General features: G+C 61.4%; 13 protein-coding genes. 6 read left to right on the top strand and 7 right to left on the bottom strand.

Features of this window, described 5'->3' with window-relative positions:
- Nucleotides 1-433 precede the first annotated feature (433 nt).
- The gene (locus MKD38_RS28215; protein ID WP_240074690.1) at nucleotides 434-1126 is read right to left on the bottom strand and encodes a hypothetical protein; all 693 of its coding nucleotides are present in this window, start codon (nucleotides 1124-1126) and stop codon (nucleotides 434-436) included.
- 1302 nt (nucleotides 1127-2428) lie between these two features.
- On the opposite strand from MKD38_RS28215, the gene MKD38_RS28210 reads away from it, so the two are divergent.
- The gene (locus tag MKD38_RS28210) at nucleotides 2429-2674 is read left to right on the top strand and encodes a hypothetical protein (protein WP_018003930.1); all 246 of its coding nucleotides are present in this window, start codon (nucleotides 2429-2431) and stop codon (nucleotides 2672-2674) included.
- A gap of 870 nt (nucleotides 2675-3544) precedes the next feature.
- Here the strand turns inward: MKD38_RS28210 and MKD38_RS28205 are convergent.
- From MKD38_RS28205 to MKD38_RS28185, 5 genes are all read right to left on the bottom strand, one after another.
- Nucleotides 3545-4345 carry a YecA/YgfB family protein gene (locus tag MKD38_RS28205; protein WP_012354428.1) on the bottom strand — a complete coding sequence of 267 codons (801 nt, stop codon included), beginning with the start codon at nucleotides 4343-4345 and terminating at the stop codon, nucleotides 3545-3547.
- 474 nt (nucleotides 4346-4819) lie between these two features.
- Complete coding sequence (locus tag MKD38_RS28200) at nucleotides 4820-5827, bottom strand: alpha/beta fold hydrolase (RefSeq protein ID WP_115671161.1); 1008 nt, start codon at nucleotides 5825-5827, stop codon at nucleotides 4820-4822.
- A gap of 51 nt (nucleotides 5828-5878) precedes the next feature.
- On the bottom strand, nucleotides 5879-6448 hold the full coding sequence (locus MKD38_RS28195; protein ID WP_012354430.1) for a TetR/AcrR family transcriptional regulator: 570 nt from the start codon (nucleotides 6446-6448) through the stop codon (nucleotides 5879-5881).
- Between the two features lie 375 nt (nucleotides 6449-6823).
- Nucleotides 6824-7093 carry a Txe/YoeB family addiction module toxin gene (locus MKD38_RS28190; RefSeq protein WP_012354431.1) on the bottom strand — a complete coding sequence of 90 codons (270 nt, stop codon included), beginning with the start codon at nucleotides 7091-7093 and terminating at the stop codon, nucleotides 6824-6826.
- On the bottom strand, nucleotides 7090-7353 hold the full coding sequence (locus MKD38_RS28185) for a type II toxin-antitoxin system Phd/YefM family antitoxin (protein WP_012354432.1): 264 nt from the start codon (nucleotides 7351-7353) through the stop codon (nucleotides 7090-7092). Before MKD38_RS28185 ends, MKD38_RS28190 begins: the two co-directional genes overlap by 4 nt.
- 316 nt (nucleotides 7354-7669) lie before the next feature.
- Between MKD38_RS28185 and MKD38_RS28180 the strand changes: the two genes are divergently transcribed.
- The 5 genes from MKD38_RS28180 (at nucleotide 7670) to MKD38_RS28160 (ending at nucleotide 17014) form a co-directional block, all read left to right on the top strand.
- Nucleotides 7670-9709 carry a hypothetical protein gene (locus MKD38_RS28180; RefSeq protein WP_240074705.1) on the top strand — a complete coding sequence of 680 codons (2040 nt, stop codon included), beginning with the start codon at nucleotides 7670-7672 and terminating at the stop codon, nucleotides 9707-9709.
- A gap of 374 nt (nucleotides 9710-10083) precedes the next feature.
- Nucleotides 10084-11514 carry a Wadjet anti-phage system protein JetA family protein gene (locus MKD38_RS28175; protein ID WP_012354435.1) on the top strand — a complete coding sequence of 477 codons (1431 nt, stop codon included), beginning with the start codon at nucleotides 10084-10086 and terminating at the stop codon, nucleotides 11512-11514.
- Nucleotides 11507-12193, top strand: a complete 687-nt coding sequence (locus MKD38_RS28170) for a DUF4194 domain-containing protein (protein ID WP_012354436.1) — start codon at nucleotides 11507-11509, stop codon at nucleotides 12191-12193. Before MKD38_RS28175 ends, MKD38_RS28170 begins: the two co-directional genes overlap by 8 nt.
- Nucleotides 12183-15854 (top strand): SbcC/MukB-like Walker B domain-containing protein, encoded by a 3672-nt coding sequence (locus MKD38_RS28165; protein ID WP_012354437.1) that lies wholly within the window; start codon nucleotides 12183-12185, stop codon nucleotides 15852-15854. Before MKD38_RS28170 ends, MKD38_RS28165 begins: the two co-directional genes overlap by 11 nt.
- Nucleotides 15851-17014 carry a Wadjet anti-phage system protein JetD domain-containing protein gene (locus MKD38_RS28160; protein ID WP_012354438.1) on the top strand — a complete coding sequence of 388 codons (1164 nt, stop codon included), beginning with the start codon at nucleotides 15851-15853 and terminating at the stop codon, nucleotides 17012-17014. Before MKD38_RS28165 ends, MKD38_RS28160 begins: the two co-directional genes overlap by 4 nt.
- A gap of 619 nt (nucleotides 17015-17633) precedes the next feature.
- Here MKD38_RS28160 and MKD38_RS28155 read toward each other — a convergent pair.
- The gene (locus tag MKD38_RS28155; RefSeq protein ID WP_240619777.1) at nucleotides 17634-18422 is read right to left on the bottom strand and encodes an SDR family NAD(P)-dependent oxidoreductase; all 789 of its coding nucleotides are present in this window, start codon (nucleotides 18420-18422) and stop codon (nucleotides 17634-17636) included.
- Nucleotides 18423-19469 lie beyond the last annotated feature (1047 nt).

Below are 19469 nucleotides of genomic sequence, written 5' to 3'. Positions count from 1 at the left end.
CGTCGCCGCGGGCTGCGGATATGATACCTGTATAAATATACAGCAGCGGAGCTTGATGGAGCTTTCGCTATCGAGGGCTCGAGGCTACCCGCACACTGGCCACTATCCTATCCAGCTATAGCGCCTGTACCGGCCAGGCGGCCCGACCGTCACGCCGGCGCGCTCGTATAACGCGCGAGGCAAGCCCGCCGCCAAGTCCGCTAGCAGCGCCTAGTGCACATGGAGGGGCAGGTCGTTCAAGTCCTGGCCAAGGGTCGCGCGGAGCTGAAAATCGGGGGCTCTGCCGGCCATTGGAATGAGTTCGCCCTTTGTCTCTCCGGGTGATTGCCGTCATTTTTTGCTTGAAATTGGATCTCTCCAACTATCGCGAATTAAATCACGGCATCACGCGAGGCGCTGCGCTCCGCTCGCTAAATGAGCGGGTATGTATCTTTCAGTCTCGTTCCGGCTTTGAGAGGCACGACTCTTCCCTCTGCCCAGCAATTTTCACCTTCATTGCCTCGATTGCCCGAGGACTCGCTCCAATTAATTCCCGTCCATTCATGCTCCATATAGACGTCGCCAACCCGTCATGTATAGCGACCCTCTCCTTGCTAACCTCTAGAGCAAATCCCGTTGTTAGCGTTTTTCCATCTGCTACCAGTTCAATGCATCGCACACGGCCACTCTGTACGGGACATCCTTCAGCCATCGCGGCCCGCTCTTCGGCGACTTGACGCATGGCAGCGAAATCTCCAAGGGCGGCTGGAACAACCAGTCCTAATGCCAACAGAAAGATGGGGCCAAACATCAGCATTGGGAACATCGTGGCACAGACCACGATGAAAGCAATAATCTTGGCGTTGCTCCCAAATACCCGGGTTGCGCCATTCCGAAGCGCTTTGCTCTTGCTGCTCAAATAGTCAAGTGCGAGAACAAGCAGCGCTATGCCAGTCCCAAATGACATTAGGATAACCATGTACGTCCATTCCTTGCCGAAGGCTACCAGACCGTTGGTTAGCACACTAAGCGTAGCGGCAATGCCGAAATAGATGTAGTCGAGTCTATCAACGCGAAACATCTTCCAGTCGATTCCGTATACGCCCAACCGAGTATCGTGATACACGACCCCGATGTAATACGTCACGGTAGACAGAATCAAGATAAGGATGGACAGCCCAGCGGGGGTACGCCAAATAGCGGTTTTCGACGCGGTCGTCGGGGACGCACCGGTCGGCCTCGGTTGCTTCGCCCACGAAGTACTTGGGGCTTCCTATTAGCAGGATTGTGTTTCACGGTAATGCATTGGGAAGTTATTCACAGACAAACTAACGGCAGACTGCAGGGAAACTGAATAAACCGGTGTAGCGCCATCATAAAAACGCGGCTGCCAGATGGAATGGCGGAAAAACCTTGGATGTCCGGCGTCTCGCGAAACCTATGTCACGTGTCATGCTGAACAAGACGCTTCCTCATGTCGCCAAGTCGTTTTGGCTTATCCCCTATACAGCGACATCGGGTGATCCCAGTTGGGGCGCAGGGCTCGGGATGGCCTGGATCCGACCGGCGTCGGTTTGCACAATATTGTTCCTGCTGGTCGCCCGCCAGGTGGCCGTTTCCGAGGCGCCGGGAACAATTTTATGCCAAGGAATTTTGCTGAAGATTGTTCCTCCGGCCGACGTTTTGAGTAATTTTGTTCCTTTGCCAACGGCTCGATCCGTTGCTGGCGGCGCACTACGGCTTGCGGAGCCGGGAACGGTTGCCGTCAGGGGGTGCCGCGCGATCACGGTGCCAAGTCGGGGCCACGCGGACGGGGTGGGAGGGGGCTACCGCCATGCTCTGGCCGCCTCGCAGTCGCGCCCATTAGCCGGGCCCATGGGGCCAGGCACAAAATTCTGCAAAATCCGGGAACAATATTCTGCAAACCGACGCTGGCGGTTCCGCTTGCTTCACAAGCAGAGCCAATTTGACATAACGCCAGATCGGCGTTTTTTTGCTGTGGGCTGGAGTGTTATGTTTGGTTGAGAGGCCAGCCGGCTGCGGTCGCAGCCAGTCGCTCAGTCCGCCGTCGGCGCTCTGTCCCTGGAGGCAGGCGCCAAGTCGAAATGGCCGCGGCATACATGGCATTGCACGCCCAAACCTCTTCCCCGTGCTTATAGAAGACGACCCATTTGCCGTCGCTGACGCAATGCGCGCCGGGGAAGACTTCGGCATGGCCGTTCGGACTGTCCAGCGGAAAGGGCGCGTGCGGCGTGGCCCAGTAATTGCCACGCGGTAGGGGCGCGATCGTCTTTGGCATGCAGGCCCGATGTGGTGTCACGGGCGGCGCGGTCCCGCCTTCGTATGGCGAAATGGGGCCGCTTGTCAATCCTGCAACGGGCGTAGCATCACGCCGCGACATCCTGGTGTAGTCTCGCCACCCAACTACTCCTGCTATCCGGCAATTTCCATGACGCGACATCTTCAATTCTTGGCCCGGGCCTTCTGCGTCGGTGTCATCATTGTGATCGTCGCCATTGTCTCCCGGCAAGTCTATCTGCGCAGCGCCGCAGAGGCTGACGTAGCCGATGCGGATGAGGAACCCGCAACAATGATGTTGATTCGCTGCGAGACGATGCACGATCGTCTGCAGAATGAGCACAGTTTGGCTGTAGAGGCTGACTCGCGGCCGCGTGCTCGTTGTCGAGAGTCCTGAGCTGGCGAACGCTCTCCAATACTGGGACGCTGGTGGGCTCGGATAGTTTCGTGATCGTGAAACTATGAAAGAGGGGAAGGGGTACCGAGTGGTGCAATTGAATTGGATGCGAAGAGATTGGCGTATTTTGAAACGCAAGCCATGGGGACTTTTGATGCTACCGGCCATCTGCAGAATAATGAGCCAATAGGGACTAATGACGCCTCGCGCCCGGCACATCGTCCATTCGGTGCGCACGCGAACTGACGAGCTCCTAGAGTCGACCCCAAAATGGCCAGATAACCGGGGTAGGCCGCCATGCGAGCAAGTGCCGTGCGACGTCATCTGGAGCGCCTCGGCATCGCTTGCCGCGGGGTCACTACCCATCCAGAGCTCGCTGGTGTGGTCGTCAATAATCAAGACCTGCACGTCTGCATATTCCCTGACGGATGGATGCGTCTTGGGGAGTGGGTCGCACCAGGTCGCTTTCGTTTTGCCCCAGCGACTCGGTCGGTAGACGTGCTGGCCTGGCAGATTCGCCAACGGCTCGTCGCCAGGCCATGACTCTGTAGTTCTGCCGCTTCGGTTTTCTGGGCTGAGCGCAGGGCAGCGCCTCGGCCGCCAGATCAATCGTCTCTTGCCGTTTAGGGTTGTTCGATGCCTGCCGTCATCCGCAGGAATGTGAGTGTGCCACCGCGCGTTGCTGGCAGGCGTCGAACAAGCCTAAACGGACACGGCCCCCGCGAGCAAATCGCCGGCTGGCCACCGGTCGCTCGACTTTGGGCGGCGACGACCAGCCAGCCTCACCCGACTCGCCCGAGCAATTCGGGCGGCCCGCCACTCGAAAGACAAGGTACATGCAGCTATAAACTGCGAGAAAGCGCTTTGCCCTTATCTCCCGTGGCACTTCTTGAACTTCTTGCCGCTGCCGCAAGGGCACGGGTCGTTGCGACCGGGCTGGTCGCCCTTCACCACGGCCTCCACGCGCGGGCCCAGGCTCTTCCAGATCTGGCGCAGGTCGTAGACAGCCCAGATCGCCTCGCCGAAGGTTTCCACGCGCGCCAGGCTGGTGCTGGGCGGGCCATCCTCACTGTACATGCAGACCTCGGGTTGGCCGGTGTCGTCCTCGGTCAGAGCGACGATGCCGTCGAGCGCGTCGTCCAGCCACTGAGCAGCCTCCTTGTCGCGCGGGGTGGCCCATTCCTCGGGCCAGTTCTCCACCACGAACATGAACCCCAGCGCCCACACCTGGCCAAACGACGGGATTTCCCGCCCGTCCATCTCGGCACGCTCTTCCTGGGGCAGGCTCAAGATGGCGCCGCGCATGTCCATGGCCTCGGGCTGGAAGGTGCGTTCGTCCTCCAGCGTCTCCACGGGCTGGTCGAGCTGGTGCTCCACCTCGTTCCATCGGCGCTGCCACAGCTCCATGAAGCGGGCCTGCTGGGCCGCATCATGGAACGCGGGTAGCAACGGCAACGGGCTGCCCTCGGCCACGTCGAGCGCCGCGCCGTCGCCCAGCAGCATGGGCAGGTAGTCGGAAGCGGGGATGCAGCGGCGCGTGCAGACCAGGGCCGTGAGAAAGCCGTCGCAGAACTCCCATTGCGGGATTTCCTCAGCGCGCTGGCGCAGGTCGTCCAGCAGATCGTCAAGCTCCTGGAGTTCGTCGGGCGTCAGGGCGGTGGCTTCGGTCATAGGGTGGGTTCTCGCGGTGCGGGGCGGGGATGCGCTGGACGCATCGCTGCGAAGTATAGCGCCGCCCCATTGCAGAAGTGCGGCGTACAACTTGCAAGACCGTGACGTTCGGTACCGCGCGCCAAGCCGGGTGCACCCCCGCGACCGTTCGCCGGAGCGGCGGCCGCTCCCGAGTGGCTCCTTTTGGCCGGGTACGGTCCGACGCCGAGCAAAACTGAGCGGCTTCCTGGGCCGGCCCGCGTAGGGCAGAGGACGACCCTTCAGCGACATCCGCGATCCTGAACTCGTCGCCTCAAAGCAGTCAGTCGGACCCGTGCAGACCCGCCCGAAGGGGGCTCCGCAGGAGGAACACATAGGCAGACGACCGTTTGGTTGATTGAGCGTTAGCATCCAGCCGTCGCACTTTGACGCTGGCGATCAGTCGCTCGGAGGCTTGATCTCGTCGGTAGCCTCACACGTGTCATAGAACATTCCCTAAGACAGATGTTTGTGGAGGAAGGCGGCGACATTCTTTACCGCATAGTCGATCTGCGCCGGTTGATCGTAATAGTCGAAATGGGTGCCGTCCCCCCACGCCAATTCCTTCACTGCCCCCAGGAGCGAGTAGAACTTCTTGGCCTGCTCAGGGAAGGCGCATCCGTCGGAGTGAACCATAATCGTCGGAACTTTGATGGCCGACGCCTTGCTCACCGGATCGAAATCCAACCACGGCCCGTGCGACATCACGGCGAACTCGTTCTTCCACTCTGGAACGCCGCCGCGCGCCTTGTTGAAGTAGTAGTCGTAATTTCCCTTCGGGTTGTAATTCAGGGCGCTCGGATCATCCACGCTGTAGGTCGGCACCGTCACCTGCTCGCCGCTCCGCTCGAATCTCAGCTTCGCCTCCGCTCCCGCCGCGCGACGCCGCGCAATTTCCGCCGCGCCGACAAGACGTTCGTTTAACTCGGGGTCTGGAAGGAATGCAGCGACCGTCGCAAACGCCTTGACGCGCTCATCGGCAGCGACGAGGTAAGCGCCGTTTCCGCCTGATGTGCACACTCCGACCATCCCGATAGCCTTCGTATAAGGCAAGGCAGTTAGATACGAGACGGCGGCTTTCAGATCGCTCAATTTTGCGGCGGGAGACTCCAATTGCCGAGGCTGCCCTTCGCTTTCGCCATAGTGACTGTAGTCGATCACAAGCGCCACGAACCCGTTCTCCGCGAGCGTGCGCCCGTAAGCGCCCGCCATCTGCTCTTTAACCGAACTTAGAGAGCCCGCCACGACGACCGCCGGGTAGCGGCCGCTCTCGTTCAAGTTCTCGGGCTCGAACAGGTTTCCCGCCAGCGTCAAGCCATCTCGCTTGAAACTCACTTTACGCATCATCATGCTTCCTTCCAAGTTGTGTGGATTCCGTCGGGCCGGCGACGTGCAGCCCGCGACGAGTCCGGCGACGCCTAGGGCCGCGACCGCGAGAAAATCGCGTCGGGTTGGTACATTCATCTTCGTTCCTTCTTCAATTGGGTCGAAAAACGGCGGGGCGCTCGTTAGAAATCAGCCCGTCGCGATGGCGCGCCAGAATGCTGAGAAGCCGTCGGCGCAAGCGGTTTTGGCGAGCTTGGGCTCCGCGGCGATCGAATCGATAGTGGCCTCGGCCATCGCAACCATCAGCGCGCCGACGAATGCCGGGGGCTGCTTGCGCAGCGCCCCCAGCGACCTGGCCTTTATCAATAGGCCGCTGACGACTTGGAAGCTTTCCGCGGCCGACGCCCGCGTTGTGGGGGTGATTCGGTCGGAGACTTTGAGCTTCGCCATCGCTTGGCGCTGCGCTGGATGCGCCAGCCCCCAGCTCACGTAGGCGGACCAAAACTGCCCAAGACTTTCGCGCAAATCCTTAGAGCCCGGCGGTTCCGAATAAGCCAGTCGCAGCTGGCTTTTGAGGTCCAGATACAGCTGATTGGCCAGCTCGTCCTTGCTCCCAAAGTAGATGAAGATGGTCCCCTCGGCCACGCCGGCTGCCCTCGCGATGCGAGCTGTGGAGGCGGATAGTCCTTCCTCTGCGATCAGCCGAGTGGCCGCCTCGAGGATCGTTTGGCGCTTGTCTGCACTGAGAGGGCGGGCCATAAAGAGCAATGAGTGAGTGAACGCTCATTCTATCGAACGGAGGACATTCGTCAACCGACGGACCGACCGACAGGGTTGTAGGTCAGTGCCGGGGAGTCGACAGTCGCCAAGGGCAGCTAATGGCCGGCTACTGCCATTGCACTTGACGTCGTCACATGCTTGATGCGGGCGGAGGGAGGCTCGGCCGGCGTTGCGGCGGCAGGGCAATAAGGTCCGATAACGAACTGCTTATCGGGCCGAAGGGTGATACAGGCGAATATCCCGAAAACTGCTGGACTTACTGTTTGGGGCCCGCGGGCACCTTTGTCGCTCGGGTCCTTGCTGACGGTACCCGAGCGTGATCGAACAGCTGTGTTAGGAGCCGGATTTTAGGGCTTACTTGTCGCCATAATGAAGCCGACAAGCGATAATGGTCAGTTCATCGTCGTTGGCGAAATACACCAAGCGGTTGCTGTCGTCGATTCGCCGCGACCAGTAGCCCGACAGGTTGCCTTTCAGCGGCTCGGGCTTGCCGAGCCCGTCGAACGGTTCGCGTTGGGCGTCCTGGATTAGGGCGTTGATGCGCTTGAGCGTTTTCCTGTCTTGGCCCTGCCAATAGACATAGTCTTCCCAGGCATCTGGCATAAAGGTCAACCGGCGCGTCATTCAGCGTCCGGGTCGATCAGGTCGTGCTTCTCGGCCATGCCAGCGCGATGCTGCTGAATAGAACGCAGCAGGCGCGCGGCGTTAGCCGGCGAGCTAAGCAAATGCATCGTTTCCATCCAACTGTCGTACTGGTCTTGCGACATGATGACCACGTTCGGCGCGTCGCGGCGTGTGATGAGCACAGCGTCGTGGTCGTCGATGGCCTGGTCCATGACTGCCTTTAGGTTGCTGCGGGCGTCGGAGAAATGGATGGTACGCATACCGACCTCCTTAGATTACTAGTACTATAACTTGTACAAGTATAGCAAATCTACGTGCTGAAGGGGCTGACGCCTGGCGTGCAAGAGGCACTTGGCCAGAAACGTCATAGCGTCGGAAGGAGCGCAATGCATCGAACTCGCCACATAAGGTGCAATATGGTAGGTGAGCTTTGATAATTATGGTGCACATTTCGCCAAAAGCGCGTCCTGCGAATGGAACGGTCTGCGCAGGCCTTCACCGCTTGCTGCGTGCAATCTTTAAACATAAGGCACGAAGAGCGAAATTTTGCTGATTACCGGGGCGTTATGTTTGGAGGTGAAGAGCAGGGTGTCTGCCGGCGGCACCCGCATCTCAGCCGGTGGTCGGCGTGCAGGCGTTGGATACGGCAGAAAAATCGAAATGCGCAGCGGCATACAGGGCATTGCACGCCCAGACTTCCTCGCCGTTCTTGTAGAAAGTGACCCACTTGCCGTCGCTGATTGGGAGGATGTCAATGTACGGACTATCATCACGTTTGCTGATTTCTGGCCCCTGCTACTAGGCCGGAAGTGTTCTGAAGAATTGCCCAGGTTGCCTATGCCCATAATTTCTCTCACTGAAGCGCTGAACAATCTCACGGTAGACAATCTGAAATCGCTGATGCGCTGGCTTCCGGAAGCCTCACGCATCGGAAAGAAGAGTGGGCTGGTTGAAGAGATCCTGCGCAACCTTGCCGGCGACAGGCTGCAAGCGCTGTGGGAGGGGCTGGACAAGACTCAACGTCTGGCGGTAGCAGAGGCCACCTATGCGGAGGATGGCTGCTTTAATGCCACGCGGTTTCGAGCCAAGTATGGGCGTTTGCCGAATTTTTCGGTCCGGGACGAGCGGCGCCGACACGAGCACCATGGGCCGCCCACGGCGTTGTGCCTGTTTTTGTACTATCAGAATGGATGGCGCTACGTGCCAGCCGATCTGAACGAGCGGCTCATGGCATTCGTGCCGGCGCCAGAGCCTGTCCGGCTGGACACGGTCGATTCGCTTCCCGGCATATACGGTGAAAGCCCATTGTCGGTGCGGCTGTGTGAGCGCGATGCCCTGGCGGATCTACCGCTGCTACTGCGTCTGGTGGATCAGGGAAAGCTTAAGGTCAGCGAGAAGACAGCGCTGCCGGGCACGGCGACGTTGCAATTGTTGTGCGGGCAACTGTCCGGTAGCGACTACTACGCCGAGCCCGTGCCGGGACCCACCGATCAGGAGATAGGGCCGATCAAGGCATTTTCTTGGCCGATGCTGCTTCAGGCAGCGGGGCTTGTGCAGCGTAACGGGAGCAAGCTGGTGCTAAGCAAGGCTGGACTGACAGCCCTGACGACGCCAACGGCTGACGTGCTTGTCAAAATCTGGCGGAAATGGCTGAAAGCGACGTCGCTGGATGAATTTAGCCGAATAGATGTCATCAAGGGGCAAAAAGCCAAGGGCGGTGCGATGGCTGCAGTGGCGCCGCGCCGCGCGGCGATCGCAGAGATGCTGCAGCGTTGTCCGGCCGGGAAGTGGATCAGCATCGACGCGTTTTCCCGTTTCATGGTGGCAACTGGGCATACTTTCGACGTGGCCCGCGACCCTTGGAGTCTTTACATTTGTGAGCCGGATTACGGCAGCCTGGGGCACAGCGGCTACCATGACTGGGACATTCTTCAGTTGCGGTATATGCTCTGCTTCCTGTTCGAGTATGTGGCGCCACTTGGCATCATTGATATCGCATACACCGAACCGGCGGGGGCTCGGCCTAATTTTCACGATATGTGGGGAACGGACGAACTCCAATTCCTCAGTCGCTACGATGGCCTGGCCTATTTTCGCGTGACCTCGTTGGGCGCCTATTGCCTTGGCGCCAGCGGCCACTACACGCCGGCGCCGGTCCAGTCTAGCGTAAGGCTATCCGTCATGCCCGGCATGCAGGTCAAGGTCATCGCGGGCCGTCTGTCGGCAGAAGAGTCTCTGGTTCTGGACATGTGGGCAACCGAAGAGGCGGACAGACTCTGGCGGCTCGACCTTCAGAAGGCCATCGTAGCGGTCGAGAGGGGGCATGACATCGCCGAACTTCGCGAATTCCTGCAGGCCCGGGACGACCAGCCGGTACCAGACACGGTGGAATCCTTCATCAAGCGGGCTGGCAAGCAGGGCAAGGCGCTGAAAGTTGCGGGGACCACGCTGCTGATTGATTGCAATGACGCGCAAATGGCAGCCATGCTGGCCACTCGCAAGGAGACCGCCCATCTGTGTCTGCGCGCCGGTGATAAGCATGTGGTAGTGCGGCTCGAGGACGAAGATAAGTTCCGGACACATATTCGCGCGTTGGGCTATGGGATGACGGCCTGAGGTTTGCGCCGGTCGGTGGTGCCATGCCAGGGGCGAGCGCTATGCGACGCGAAGATAGATGGGTGACGGCCCGGCCGCAGACGCAGGCCGTGGTGCTGGCGGGTGGCTCGATGCCGAGCGGGTCCCGGTGAGGTTCCGTCCCCCATCGTATTTGGGCCAAGTCCAACTGCGGTACCCATTCCGGCTCGTAAGGCACCTACCGGGTCGCCAGGGCGCAGCCCAGCACTGGGTGCGCCGGCGCCAGGCGTAATGGAATCCCTGAAACAGGTCGCGCGGCGGCGCAGTGCAGGGCGGGGTGGTATCGTACGATTTTGTTCGCTGTGTCGATGGTACGCAGGTGCAATGCGAGAGTGTTAAGGGGGACATCAGCCGCGATGGTGGATTCGGGGTATCCGCAGTTCTTTCGTCCGTTGACGCTGAAGAGGCGAAAGCTGATCGCTGCCTGCATCCGCGCATTCTATGCGCGGCTTTATGGCTCCCATGCCGACTACCGCTCCATCCTTGGGCGCGAGGACTTGCGTGACCTCTTTGTCCAGACGATGCAGTCCGCCACGCTGCCGGCCGATCCTGCCGGTGAAGATGGCGACGACGGATTCGCCGCCGGTGACCTGGCCGACGACCAGAAGCTGGCAAGCGCCATCGTGCGCCTCCTTGTTGCGGACGGCTGGCTGGAAACCGCCGAGGATCGCGTCCGACTGGTTACCGCCTATCGCTTCACCCGCGCCGGCAAGATCTTCGCTCAGGCGCTGACGCTGGCCGACCGCCCACGCGAACGGACCCGTCAGCGCAACATGCGCTCCTGCAAGAATGCACTGAGTGCCTTCATCGAGCGCCGCGATGTGGAGGACCTGCTCGACGCCTACGAGTATGCCGATCGGGTCATTGCCGACCTCTCCGAAGATATCGAGCTCTTTTACGACCTGGCTCGCAAGATATTGCTCGATGCGCATGTGCAGGGCAATTGGGATGGGTTTATCGAGTTCGTAGAGCGACGTTTTCGTGATGAGTTCTCGCCCCGCCTAGTCTATGACAATGCCGAGCGCCACCGGCTGGACATCGGGGCGCTAATCGAACGTCTTAACGATTTGAGCGCGGCCGAGATGCAGGCCATTGACGATGACTTGGCCAACCACGCGGCATGGGCCGCGCAGGCCGCGCCGGACGGGGCGATCTTGAGATGGATGCTTGATCGGATCGACGAGATGGTGACCGCGGCCTGCCGGACGAAACAGCCGGAATTGTTCCGGGCCATGGAAAGCTATGTCCGCCGCCATGTGGTCTTGTTGTCGCAGAGTCTGTTCATGGGGGCATCAGGCAGCGGGGCGGCATTGTCCACCCTGATCCGCCGCCTGGGGGAGATGCCGGAGCGGGATCAGGGCGCGTGGCTGGAGCGGCAGGGAGCGGCGCTCGCACCGGTAAGCGTGGCGCTGTATGATCCGGCCGCGGTGCAGCCGAGAAAGACCGCCGAGCGTAACCGGGCACAGGCCGTGAGCATCGTTCCGGAAATCACACGAGAAGAGCGTTTGCGTCAGTTCGTGCGGCAAGCGCAGGAGCGGGCCTTCTCCTTGTCGCATCACGATGTCGTGGATTACTTGCTCGGTTCCATGCGTGGTACGGGCGCGCTGCGCCTATCCGAGTTGCCGGTCGACGATGCTATCCAGGCGTTATCGTTGTTGCGGGCAGTCGAGGCAGCACGGGACCATGAGGGACTGGACGTGGAGCGGCTAGATGCCGAGCCGCTGGACAATGCCATCATGTCGGGCACTGACTATGCAATCAGGAGGCGCCACATCGGCCATGGATGAAATTACGATTGGGCAACTGGTGGAAGCGGAACTGAAGGCGGGGGGCGTCCGGCCGGAGGCGTTCGGGCAGATCCTTGGCCGCCTGTTCGGGCTGTCCATCTTGCACCGGGAGGACAGCGCCATCGAGCGTCAGCTCTACGACGACGCCGTGCGTATCGAAGGCCTGCTCAATGCGTACTTCGATGTGGGCGGGTTCCGGCTGCTGCACGAGCGACATCAGAGTTATTTTCGGCTTTACCCGCCGGGGGCGCGCGTGCCGGGACTGCCCGCCGAGGACGATGCTATCGCGGTGGACGCCGTGCGGGCGAAGCTCTCCGCCGATTTCGTGGCATGCTGCCTGGTGCTGCGCTTGCTGTACAACGAAAGCCTGCGCCAAGGCTCGATCAACGAGCGCAACGAAGCGCTTGTCACCGTGGAATACCTGAATGCCACGCTGACTGCGCAGGCGCGCCGCTCACTGCCGGCCAAGACTGCGCGGGAGAAGCTCTTCGCCGACCTGAAGCGTGCCCGTCTGATCGATTACCGGGCGGATTCCGAGGTGGAAGATGCTGACGCTCTGGTCGCCATTCGTGGGACGATCCTGCAGTTCGTGGCGGATTCCGCCATTGATGCCCTGCTGACCGAAACACGGACGCCCGTGTCGGCCGTCACGTCGCCGGAGCCCGACGATGAGGCTTGAGAAGCTCATCCTGGTCAACTGGGGCTTCGTGGTGTCCCGGGAATACCCCTTTGGCCACACCACCTTGCTGTCGGGTTCGACCGGCGTTGGGAAGTCCTCTTTCCAGGACGCGATCCAGCTGGTCATGACCGGCGGCAAGCAGCACATCAACGTGTTCAACTCGGCGCAGGACGAGAGCGGCGCCTCGCGCGCGGGCGGCAAGGTGAGGCGGACGCTGGCGTCTTACGCGGTAGGCATGCGCGACAACCTCTGCGTCCGGCCGTATGGATCGCACACCTATGTCGTCGCCGTCTTCGCGCCCGATGAGTGGGAGTCCGCCGAACCATTCACCGCCGTGGTGGCCGTCGAAGCTGCCGTGTCTGGTACGCGCGAGCAAGGTCGCAGCGTCGACGTGGCGCGCAAGCTCTACTTTGTGCTACCAGGCAGCCGCGTAATGGAGGCGGATTTCATCGAGTCGCGCAAGGGCAATTCCATTACCGCGGTGAAGGTCGAGGATATCTACCATCGGCTGCGCCAGCGCTATCCGCGCGTCCTGCCGTTCGAGAACAGCATCGAAGATTATCTGTGCAAGCTCTATGCTGAGTTTCGCGGTGGTGGCAAGACGCTGGTCGGGCCGCGCGAGGCCGAAGCGGCGGCGCGGGCTTTCGTCCAGTCCATTGCTCGCAAGACCGTCGGCTCGGTGGACGAGTTGATCCGGGAGCAGGTGCTGGCCGAGCCTGATTTTTCCGATCAGATCGGGCATATCGCTTCGCTCATGCAAAACGTGCAACGTCTGCGCAAGATCGCCACCGAATTACTGGCGTGCCGGGAGCGGCTGGGCGTGCTGAAGGCACACGCGGATGCGTTCCTTGCCGCGTTCGAAGAGGCCATGGAGGCCGAACTGGGCGAAGTACTGCGCCGACAGCGGGATGTCGAGGAGGAGATCCAAAGGCTGGAGGCCTGCCGGCGTCTTGCCTTAGCCGATGTCGAGAAGCAGCAGGCGCTTGCCGACCGGCATGCACAGGCGCTGAAGCGCGCCACGGAATTGCATGGCACTGCCAAGGGTCGGCTCAACGGCAATCCGGTGGCGCAGGATCGTGAGCGGCTCAGCCGCGAGATAGCCGTGGCCACCGATGGGCGATCCCGTATCGCGCTGGACGTTCTGGCCGCCCTAGCGGGCTTGCGCGGCGTGCTCGACGAACTGGCTGCCCTGGCCAAACTGCCTGCAGGACCGGCCTCCGCCTACGCATCCCATGTGGAGCGGCTGGTTGTCGATGCCACGGCGATCGATGGCGCGGACGGCCAAGCCGCCGCGCGTGAGTTGGCGGCGATGCTGACAGGCGCGCAGATCGAACCCGCGAGCCTGCGGCGCGACCGGTTCGCCAAGCTGGATGCCGCCCTGGCTCCCATTGCGCAGCGACTGCACGGCGCCGACGGCCTGTATGGGGCAGTGGTACAGGAGCAGGCGCGGGAGTCGGATCGCGCTGCCGCCCTGCAAGGAGAAATCGACGACCTGAAGCGGCGCCGGCAAGGGCTGGAAGATGGCCACTTTGACTTGCCGGCGCATGTGGAGGTCGCAGTCCGATATCTCGAGGCCCAGATGCCGGGCGCCCGTCCCAGGGTACTTTGCAACCTTGTCCAGCCGCGGGAGGGCTCACGCTGGCAGAACGCTATCGAAGGGCTTTTGGGCGGCAACCGCTTCGTGATCCTGGTGGACGCGCAATACGAGGCGAGCGCCATCCGGGCGCTGCGACACGAGCTGGTGGCGACTAGACAAGGACGAGAGGCTTCCGTGGTGCAGGGCGAACTGGCCAAGCGGCGGGCGGAAAACCAGGCGCTGTCGCCCGACGCCGTGCTGCAGGAATTGGTGATCGCCGATGAGACCGCGCGCGCCTATCTGGTTGCAAGTTACGGCCGTTATGTCAAGGTAGCGGATGCGCAGGCGCTGCGCGGCGCGCCACAGGCACTGACCGTGGACGGCATGGCCAGTGGGGGGTTCAAGATGTTTTCGTCATGGGTGGACGACGGCGAACTGGCCTTCGGTGCCGAGGCCCGGCGCAAGCGCGTGGTGAGGCTCGTCCGGCAGATCGACGAAAAGTCGCAGGAAAGGGACGCACATCGCGCAGGCGCTGCGGAGTTGGCCGCGTGGGGTGCGCGTCTGCTCGCCCTGCAGCTTGTGCCTGTCGCGCCAATGCTGGACAAGCTGGGTGAGACGCAGCGCGAACTGAATAGTCTCGCGGCGCAGCTCGCCAGCCTAGATGACGCCGATCTCATCGTGCTGGAGCGGCGCGTGGCGCGTGCGGAGCAGCTATTGGAGGGCCACCACCGCCTATCCAATACCGCATCACGCTTAGCAGGCGAAGCGGAGGGGAGGGCGCGTGGCTTCGAAGCGAACATCGGTGACGCTGAAGCTAAGCTTGTTGAGTGCAAAGATGCCGTGCGCCAGATAAACGCCCGCGTGGCTGAACTGATCCGGCTCAATCCGCATTTCGATCCAGTCCGGCTGGAGCAGCGCGCTCGGGAAGCGGCCAAGGAGCAGACCGCCGCGTCCTTTGATGGGCGGCGGCGCCAGCAAGCCGGGATCTACCGCCAGGAGCGCGAGGCATTCGAGCGGAAACTGGAGGCCCATAATCTCTTGTCATCCTCGTTCGATGAGCGGGTCGACTTTCAGCCTTGCCAGTCAACCCAGGGGGAGTACGAGTGGCAAGCCTATGGCGGCGTACCTGCCGCCCGGCGACAGATCTCGGCCATGTTAGAACGGCTCGACCAAGTGCGCATTCTCAACAACACCAGCGAGCTGCGGGACGCCGAGAAGAGCTTCAACAACACCTTCAGCACGCATTTCGCGCTGGCCGTACGCACCGCGGTGGAGCAGGGCATCGATCCGCTCAAGCGGCTCAATGAGAAGCTCAAGCGACTGGCATTCGGCGAAGACCGTTTTGAGATCGAATACGGGCAGATGGTCAAGGAGTACAAAAAGTACTTCGACCTGTTCCAAGAACTGAACCGGCTGGCCGAGACACAAACGCCGGTGGATTTGTTCTCGGCCGCCGAAGGCGTCCTTTCTGCCGAAAGCGTCGTGGCGCTGGACGACATCAAGCTGCTATTGCTCGACACCAACCGCGACCACGCATTGCGGCGACTGAAGGACATAGCGGACTACCGCAACTATCGCCAATATGACATCCGCAAATATTCGGAGGACGGGCGCGAGGCGTCCTTGGCAAGAATGGCGACGTTCTCGGGAGGCGAGCTGATGACGCCAGCCTATCTGGTGCGGGCCGCGGTGCTGGCCCAGGCATTTCGGCAGTTCGAGAAGACGCCGAGCCTGAAGCTCATGATGATCGACGAGGCCTTCGACAAGATGGACGAAGGCCGCACCGCTGCTGTGATGCGCTATCTCAATGAGAACCTTGGCTTGCAACTGGTGGTTGCCATGCCGTCCCGCGCGTCCGGTCCCCTGCTCGAGTTGTTCAGCTTCGAGCATCGTTTTTCTCTGATGAAGGTTGAGGGCCTGGCAGGCGAACTCGATAAGATTACCGAGGTGGACAGCTCCCTCTTGAAGGCCGACCGACTACATGCCCTATGGACTGAACGTCGGGAGGCGGTGCGCCGTGAAGCGGCATGGCAGTTCGACTTGCAAGAGGCGCGCAAGCAGTTGATCTCGGACATGGGGGCATGAGCGCCGACGACATTCCGGGGCGCCGGCCGGACGCGCTCACCGCGTTGCTGAATGCACTGGTGGACCGTATCGAGGCAAAGCCGTTTGCCGAGAGACGCCGCGATATCGGCTTCCCGTTGAGTGCCGGGACGTGGCCGGAGTTTTTCTCGATCGACCTTCACGGCGAACGCATGTTCGTATGGCGCGCCCTGGAAGCGCTGCAGGCGCAACCCGGATTTGCACTGATGCTAGACCAGCGTCGTGGCCAGCGGGATCTTGATATCTGGGAGCGCTCACCGAAGCTCGTCATCGCAGCTCAAGCGGAAGCGTTTCTTCGCGACGAGACGGGGCGCCAGCCCAATGCCGTGGTCGCCTGGATGGCTCAGTGGCGGAAGGCTGTGCCAGCGCGCGTCAACAACGCGGCGCTGTGCGAGCGGCTGCTGTCCCGCCCGATCCTCATCCTTCCGCGTTCACCGGAGCAGGTGCTAGAGCGTTTCGCGGGCATCCCGGCGCTTGCGAGCGAGAGCCTCATGCTCCATGAGGTAGCAAGCCGGCAGTTCTGGGGCCTGTCTAAAGTTCTCAACGGCCAGCAGGAGGCCATTGCCCTGTTGCTTGACACGGAAGTTTGCCCCTTTCCAGACAAGCCGGTGCAACTGCTGGTAGCTGCGCGTACAGCCGATCCTGCCGCCCCGGTCCTGTTTGTGGAGAATGCCGCAACGTTCGAGTCGATGGCGGCGGGGAGGCTGAGCGCCGCCGAGGGTTTTGTCCTGATATTCGCATCCGGATACAAGGCGAGCGCGAGGAGGCTGCGCCAGCCGGGTGGCAGCTCAGTCTACTTTGCCCCGAGCGTGTTTGAGCGGAATGCGGCATTGGGGCGTAGCTTTCTTGCATGGCTGCATGGCACCGACGACACGCGCCCAGTTCATTTCTGGGGCGACCTGGATTTTGCCGGGATGGATATTCTTAAGGAGTTGCGCGTGGTATTTCCAGACGCGCAAGCGTGGAAAGCTGGCTACGAGGCGCTGCTTGCACGCCTGCTCGCGGAGGAGTCCCACGCGGCGGATGAAGCAAGGAAGTCGGGCCAGACCGATCCGGGCTTTACCGGCTGCCCTTATGCGGATGAAGTGCTGCTGCCAGCACTACGCAGGCACGGCCGATTTGTCGACCAGGAAAGTCTGTAGCGTCTCGACGCGCCAGACAACTACGCGAAAACCTGCCGATGAATGCATGCCTTTGGGACAAAGCTTGGTATTGACCGCCGCATTTTCCATGCTCCGGCACGCTAGTAGAAGCACAATGAATTTGTGCCGGTTCGCGTGGTGACACGTTGCAATCCCGTGGCCGAGCAGGCAGGTTGCCTGCCGTATGCTTTTTTCGCATTTAGTTCTCGACTCTCTCTTTTGCGTTACCTGATAACGTACGCGCGCAGCGCCAGAGTTTAGACATTATGCCGGGTATGTCTCGCGGCACTGGCGGTGGTATCGCCGATCTGCTCGCCGGCGAGAAGTCTTCGTCATCGGCGGGGCAGGGCGGTGCGGCACGTCACGGATCTCCGCATACTGTTCATCATCTCTTCGAGACCCTCAACAGGCTTTCAGATCCGAGAGACGGTATCGACCGATTCCGAGTGCAACCGCCGCTCGACCGTCGGTGCCCGCTCGGCAAGCCGAGCCGGGGGCTTTATCGTGGGCCCCTAAAGCGGGATGGTATCGTTGCCGTGGCGGACGCGATCCAGACGGAACAGATTCCGTAGCAGAACATCTTAGGCCTCCTTGGGGAGTACTTGACGACCGCTTCGCCTTACCAGACCGTGAAGCCACCATCGACAGCGATGGCCTGGCCAGTGACAAAGCTTGCGCCGGGCGAGCAGAGCCACATCACGGCGCTGGCAATGTCGGCCGGCTCGCCCAGCCTTTGCATGGGCGTTGCGAGCGTCAGTTGGGCCATGTCTTGCTGGTTCTCTGGGCGGTCGGTGATAGCCGTGTGCGCAATGCCGCCGGGGCAAATGGCGTTGACGCGGATGCCGCGGCTGGCGTAGTCCACCGCAACTGACCGGGTCAGTCCGAGCACCCCGGCCTTTGAGGCGGAGTAAGCCGACAGTCCGGGTCCGCTGACGAGCCCCATGATGGAGGACGTATTGACGATGACCCCTGCGCCGTACTCCAGCATCTGTGCACACTGGTATTTCATGCACAGCCAGACGCCCTTCAGGTTGACGGCAATGGTCTTGTCCCACTCGTCCTCGGAGAAATCGCAGATCGGCGCGCCGCGCGGAGCGATGCCGGCGTTGTTGAAAGCAAAGTCAAGACGGCCCAGGGATCGGATGGTCTGATCTATCGCCCCGGCGACGTCCGCACCTTGCGCAACGTCTGCGCGGACAAAGATGGCCTTGGCCCCGGCTTTTTCGATGTCATGCGCGGTTTCCTCAGCGGCAACCGTGGCGGTATCTAGCAGTGCGACGTCAGCGCCGGACCTGGCGAAGCTCAGCGCAGTCTGGCGACCGATGCCAGTAGCCGCGCCGGTGACAAACGCAACCTTACCTTCGAATGACTGCATCTGGTGGCATCCTCGCATGGTTTCAATTTGCATGGCGCACCAGAAGGCTGTGATAGCTGGCCAGTGGCGCGCAGACGAGGATACGGGGGCGCGAGCCGCTAGCCAACGTCAATTCGGACTAGTCGCAAGCGACATGAGTGTGGAAATCTTGGGGAAGGGGCTGCACGAGGTAAGCCCGCGGCGCCGTGCGGGGCCGGGGAGAACCACTGAAACGGGCCAGTTTCTCTCCAAGCTTCGGCGGAGTAGTTCTGCTGATGTTTGCTCCGGAAACCGGATGGACTGTCGTCGCGCCTCCTCGCCGACGGCACCGGCAGGCGAGGACAAATAACTGCGCATGGTCGCATACAAGGGTTACGTCGCTGCGTCCCAGTTTCACCAGTCCGAGACGGGTTAGCCATCTCAGTATCCTGTCCGTTGCTCCGGTCAGTATGACTTGCAGATCGCGCCACAGTCGAAGGTTTGTTCGGAAATCCATGTACTCCCGTGATCTTCGCAGCATTACCCGCGAGCATGCGCGCGGGCCAGAGGCACCCACCCACGATGACGTGTTAGCCATGGTTGGGGTGCTGGCGCCTTTCTGCCTATGGCTTCAGCACAGACGGCCGCGCCTCTTTCACCTGCACGAAACGGAGCGCTGTCCGCGGCCATCGACAGGCCTGCGCCGCACATTCTTCGGACGCTGCCCGTGACCTCGCGCGAATAGCGGAAAAGGGCAGTGACGGATTCCGTGAGTGCTTCCCTCGCCAGGCGGGCGAATTTAGCAACTAAAGGAAATGTCCCCATCATCTTTTAGCAGGGCCGGACCCGATCGTTCAGCGTGTAGCCTATAAAAGGTGAGAGCCTTGATGAAAGCTTAAAGGCAGCTATAGCCGTCCGCGGCACGGATCAGGCCACTCAGCGCAACCGAGGGCGACGTCATGAGCAGATTGTTCGCAGCAGCGGAGTGCCTGCGCAGGGTTATCGGCGGAGCAGCCTTGACATCTGCTGTTCCCTCCCTGATCGCTGCTGCCCTGGTCCTGGTCGTACTGCAGGGGTGCTCGACTACCCCGGCACGCTTGCCGGCAGTCCCCGCTGACGTAA

Origin of the sequence: Cupriavidus sp. WGlv3 (assembly GCF_023952475.1) — a bacterium.
Classification (GTDB): domain Bacteria; phylum Pseudomonadota; class Gammaproteobacteria; order Burkholderiales; family Burkholderiaceae; genus Cupriavidus; species Cupriavidus phytorum.
Note: the sequence above shows the minus strand (reverse complement) of the source record. Positions and strands in the feature narration are given on the sequence as shown.

Bases quoted from the DNA above. Each gene is read 5' to 3' on its own strand.
- MKD38_RS28210 (WP_018003930.1), top strand. From the start codon at position 2,429: ATGACGCGACATCTTCAATTCTTGGCCCGGGCCTTCTGCGTCGGTGTC.
- MKD38_RS28205 (WP_012354428.1), bottom strand. From the start codon at position 4,345: ATGACCGAAGCCACCGCCCTGACGCCCGACGAACTCCAGGAGCTTGAC.
- MKD38_RS28200 (WP_115671161.1), bottom strand. From the start codon at position 5,827: ATGAATGTACCAACCCGACGCGATTTTCTCGCGGTCGCGGCCCTAGGC.
- MKD38_RS28195 (WP_012354430.1), bottom strand. From the start codon at position 6,448: ATGGCCCGCCCTCTCAGTGCAGACAAGCGCCAAACGATCCTCGAGGCG.
- MKD38_RS28190 (WP_012354431.1), bottom strand. From the start codon at position 7,093: ATGACGCGCCGGTTGACCTTTATGCCAGATGCCTGGGAAGACTATGTC.
- MKD38_RS28185 (WP_012354432.1), bottom strand. From the start codon at position 7,353: ATGCGTACCATCCATTTCTCCGACGCCCGCAGCAACCTAAAGGCAGTC.
- MKD38_RS28175 (WP_012354435.1), top strand. From the start codon at position 10,084: ATGGTGGATTCGGGGTATCCGCAGTTCTTTCGTCCGTTGACGCTGAAG.
- MKD38_RS28170 (WP_012354436.1), top strand. From the start codon at position 11,507: ATGGATGAAATTACGATTGGGCAACTGGTGGAAGCGGAACTGAAGGCG.
- MKD38_RS28165 (WP_012354437.1), top strand. From the start codon at position 12,183: ATGAGGCTTGAGAAGCTCATCCTGGTCAACTGGGGCTTCGTGGTGTCC.
- MKD38_RS28160 (WP_012354438.1), top strand. From the start codon at position 15,851: ATGAGCGCCGACGACATTCCGGGGCGCCGGCCGGACGCGCTCACCGCG.
- MKD38_RS28155 (WP_240619777.1), bottom strand. From the start codon at position 18,422: ATGCAAATTGAAACCATGCGAGGATGCCACCAGATGCAGTCATTCGAA.